Here is a 4546-nt window from a genome sequence, read left to right on the forward strand (position 1 = left end):
GGCTCGGTCTGCTCGCGTCACCAGCGCAGGGCGGCGGCGATCAGGGTGCCCGACGACGACCCGGCCAGCACGCCTTCCTTCAGCAGCAGCTCGCGCACGGTGGCGATCGCCTCGGCGTCGGTGATGGAATAGGCCTTGTCGATCAGGTCGATGTCGGCGGTGTCCGGCACGAAATTCTGGCCGATGCCCTCGACGGTGTAGCTGCCATCCGGCCCCGGCACGCCCTCGTTGACGATCCCGGCCAGGGTCGAGCCGACCGGATCGGCCAGGATGATTTCGGCGTTCGAGCCGACGCTCTTCAGGAAGCGGGCCGTGCCGGTGATCGTGCCGCCCGAGCCGATGCCGGCCACGAAGGCGTCGATCTGGCCGTCCAGCTGCGCCCAGATCTCCGGACCCGTGGTCTTGAAGTGGGCCTCGGAGTTGGCGTCGTTGGCGAACTGGTTGACGTAGAATCCGCCCGGAATCTGCTGCGCCAGCCGCTCGGCCATGTCGGTGTAATATTCCGGATGCCCGTGCGGCACGTCCGATCGCGTCAGGCGAACATCCGCGCCCATCGCCCTCAAATGCTGGATTTTTTCCTTGGACATCTTGTCCGGGATGACCAGAAGCACCTTATATCCCTTGGCCTGCCCCACCAGGGTCAGCGCCAGACCCGTGTTGCCGGCCGTCGCTTCGACGATGACGCCGCCGGGTTTCAGGAACCCCTCCCGCTCCGCCGCGTCGATCATCGACAGGGCGATGCGGTCCTTGATCGATCCCCCAGGGTTCTGCGCCTCCAGCTTCAGGAACAGACGGCATTTGCCGGTATCGATCTTCGTCACCTCCACCATCGGCGTCTTGCCGATCAGGTCCAGCAACGAGCCGGTAGGACCGGACAGGACCGGGGTGGGGGCGAGAGACATCAGAAACTCCAGGGGACGTTCGCGCCAAGAACTAGGCGCGCCCCTCACTCATCACAAGCCGCGCAAGATTTCGCCTCTCGAAGAGCGCCGAAGCGCGGTATCTAAGGATTCAATGACAAACACTCCCAAGAGGCCGCCCGCCGGCCTCCCCGACAAACAGACCCTGCTCGCCTTCCTGCGTGACGCCGGATCGGCCGAGAAGACCGACATCGCCCGCCACTTCGGGCTGAAGGGCGGCGACCGCCGCGCCCTGCGCGAAATGATCCGCCAACTCGAAGCCGAAGGCGCCTTGGGCAAGCGCGGCAGGAAGGGCTTCAGCCCCTCCGGCGCCCTGCCCCCCGTCGGCGTCGCCGACGTGGTCGAGCGCGACCTGGACGGCGAACTCTACGTCCGTCTGGTCGAGGCCTCCGACGACGCGCCCCGCGCCCTGCTGATGCCCGACAACTCGGGCCGCACCGGCCCCGCCCCCGGCATGGGCGACCGCCTGCTGGTCAAGTTCGCCCGCGGCGCCGAAGGCTGGGAAGCCCGGCTGGTCAAGAAGCTGGACGGCGAACGCACCCGCGTCCTCGGCGTCATCCGCAAGTCCAACCGCGAGGTCCGGGTCGAGCCCGTCGACCGCCGTTCCAAGGACGTGCTGTTGGTCCCCCACGCCCAGGCCGAGGGCCTGAAGGACGGCGACCTGGTCCTGGCCGCCATCGAGAAGGGCGACCAGCGCTATGGGCCCAAGCGCGGCAAGATCCTGGAGACCATCGGCCGCGAGGACGACGCCCGCGCCGCCTCCCTGATCGCCATCCACAGCCACGGCGTCCCGACCGGCTTCTCCGAGGCCGTCGAGCAGGAGGCCGAGCATCAGGAGCTGCCGTCGCTCAAGGGCCGCGAGGACCTGCGCGACCTGCCCCTGATCACCATCGATCCCGCCGACGCCCGCGACCATGACGACGCCGTCTACGCCATGCGCGACGACGATCCCAAGAACGCGGACGGCTGGATCGTCTGGGTCGCCATCGCCGACGTCGCCGCCTACGTCCGACCCGGGACCAACCTGGACCGCGAGGCCCGCGACAAGGGCAACTCGACCTACTTCCCCGACCGCGTCGAGCCGATGCTGCCCGAACGCCTGTCAAACGGCCTGTGCAGCCTGACCCAGGGCGACAACCGCGCCTGCATGGCCGTGCGCATGGTCTTCGACAAGGATGGCCGCAAGACCGGCCACAAGTTCGTCCGCGGCCTGATGCGCAGCCACGCCAAGCTCTCCTACGAGCAGGCCCAGGCCGCCATCGACGGCGCACCCGACGACACCACCGGCCCGATCATGGAGGCCATCCTCTATCCGTTGTGGAACGCCTACCGCGCCATGCTGAAGGGCCGGCTGAAGCGCGCGCCCCTGCAGATCGAGAGCGCCGAGCGCCGCATCCGCATGGACCCTGAGGGAAAGATTAGATCCATCGAGGCCCGCGTCTCCCTCGAAGCCCACCGGCTGATCGAGGAGATGATGATCCAGGCCAACGTCTGCGCCGCCGAGACGCTGGAGCAGAAGAAGACGCCCCTGCTGTACCGCGTCCACGACGCGCCCAGCCAGGAGAAGCTGTTCAACCTCGGCGACTTCCTGGGCACCATCGGCAAGCCGTGGACCAAGGGCGAACCGGCCACGACCAAACGCTTCAACAAGCTGCTCGACGAGACCCGCGACACCGAGCACGCCGAGGTCGTCAACGAGGTGGTCCTGCGCACCCAGATGCAGGCCGTCTATTCGGCCGAGAACGTCGGCCACTTCGGCCTGAACCTGGACCGCTACGCCCACTTCACCTCGCCGATCCGGCGCTACTCCGACCTGATCGTCCACCGCGGCCTGATCCGCGCCCTGGGCCTCGGCAAGGACGGGCTGACCGATCGCGAGATCGCCGAACTGCCGTCCATCGCCGAGCATGTGGTGATGACCGAGCGCCGCTCCATGGCCGCCGAGCGCGACGCCATGGACCGCTACATCGCCGCCTATCTGGAGGACCGAGTCGGCGCCAGCTTCACCGGCCGCATCACCGGCGTCACCCGCTTCGGCCTGTTCATCCGGCTGGACGAGACCGGCGCCGACGGCCTGGTCCCCGTCTCGACCCTGGGCAACGAGTATTTCACCCACGACGACCGCAGCCACGCTCTCGTCGGCGAACGCTCCGGCCTGCGCTGGGTCCTGGGCCGCAAGGTCGAGGTCAAGCTGAAGGAGGCGACCCCGGTCACCGGCGGCCTGCTGTTCGAAATGCTCAGCGAGCCCGGCCCGCGCGATCCCAACGCCCCCTCGGCGCGTCTGGGCATGCGCGCCCGCGGCGCCCCCGGCGGCGGCTATCCCAAGCGCGGCGGACCCAAGCCCCGCGACGGCAAGAAGCCCTCGGGCGGCCTGAAGGGCGTCCGCAAGGGCAAGCGGCGGTAGGCCCGCCTCTCGACCACGCCCTGTCATGGTTCCGCCATTCCTCAGCGGCTAAGGTCTCCTGGGGGAGTGACGATGATGATCCGCAAAACGGTCTTGGCGGCGCTGGCCGCCCTGTGTCTCGCCGCGCCGGCGACGGCCAATGACAGCGTCGCGTCCATGGGCGCGGGCGGCCTGATCCTGCAGCGCACCGACGGCATCGTCATGCGCTCCGAGGACCTGTTCGTCTCGGCGCGCGAGATCCGGGTGAAGTACCGGTTCTTCAACCGGACCGACCGCGACATCTCCACCATCGTCGCCTTCCCCCTGCCCGACATCGTCGGCGGCAATGAGGGCGACGTCGCCCTGTCCGACCCCGGCGCCCTGACCTTCGTCACCGCCGTCCAGGGACGGCGCGTGGCCACCAATATCGAGCAGAAGGCCATGCTGGACGGCGTCGACCGCACCGGCCTGCTGCGCGGGCTGGAGCTGCCGCTGTCGCCCTATGATCCGGCCGTCCGCGCCGCCGTCGCCGCCCTGCCCCGGCCCCAGATCGACATGCTGATCGAGATGGGTCTGATCGAGGATCGCGGCTACGCCGACGGCGCCCGCCGGGTGGCCGACTTCGCGCCGCTGTGGACGCTGAAGACCACCCACTACTGGACCCAGGTCTTCCCCGCCGGGAAGGAGCTGGCGGTGGATCACCGCTATGCGCCCGCCGTCGGCGGCTCAGCGGGCAGCGTCTTCGGCGATCCGGACGCGGCGAGCAGCGACTACGCCGCCGAACACGCGGCGCGATACTGCGCCGACGCCGCCTTCCAAGCCGGCGCCGCGCGGATGCGCCGCCGGGGCCAGTATCTGACCGAGACCTGGGTCGACTACATTCTGACCACCGGCGCCAACTGGGCCGAACCGATCGGCGAGTTCCGGCTGGTCGTCGACAAGGGCTCGTCGCGCAATCTGGTCAGCTTCTGCGGCGAGGATGTGCGCCGGATCAGCTCGACCCGCTTCGAGATGCGGCGCACCAATTTCACCCCCACGCGCGATCTGTCGGTGGTAATCGTCTCGGGTGTCCGACCCGAGTGAACCCTTCGACGCCCGCCAGGATCTGGCCGACGCCCCGCGCACCGCGGCGACCGGCCGGCCCAGGGACGCCGCGACCCTGATCCTGACCCGTCCGGGCGTTTCCGGCGCCGAGGTGCTGATGGGCCGCCGCGCGCCCGGGCACGTCTTCATGGCCTCCAAA

The 4546-nt window shown here is 69.1% G+C and carries 2 protein-coding genes and 1 pseudogene; 2 read left to right on the plus strand and 1 reads right to left on the minus strand.

The features are described from left to right. Window positions 1-20 precede the first annotated feature (20 nt). Window positions 21-902 (minus strand): annotated as a pseudogene (locus Q0C81_RS16450) (PLP-dependent cysteine synthase family protein); the annotation flags it as partial. A gap of 112 nt (window positions 903-1014) precedes the next feature. Here Q0C81_RS16450 and rnr point away from each other — a divergent pair. Both rnr and Q0C81_RS16460 read left to right on the plus strand, forming a co-directional pair. After that, window positions 1015-3324, plus strand: coding sequence for a ribonuclease R (rnr, locus tag Q0C81_RS16455; RefSeq protein ID WP_291840475.1), 2310 nt, complete (start codon window positions 1015-1017; stop codon window positions 3322-3324). A 72-nt stretch (window positions 3325-3396) separates the two neighbouring features. After that, on the plus strand, window positions 3397-4386 hold the full coding sequence (locus Q0C81_RS16460) for a DUF4424 family protein (RefSeq protein WP_291840477.1): 990 nt from the start codon (window positions 3397-3399) through the stop codon (window positions 4384-4386). Window positions 4387-4546 lie beyond the last annotated feature (160 nt).

The organism is Brevundimonas sp. (genome assembly GCF_023259385.1).
Taxonomy (GTDB): domain Bacteria; phylum Pseudomonadota; class Alphaproteobacteria; order Caulobacterales; family Caulobacteraceae; genus Brevundimonas.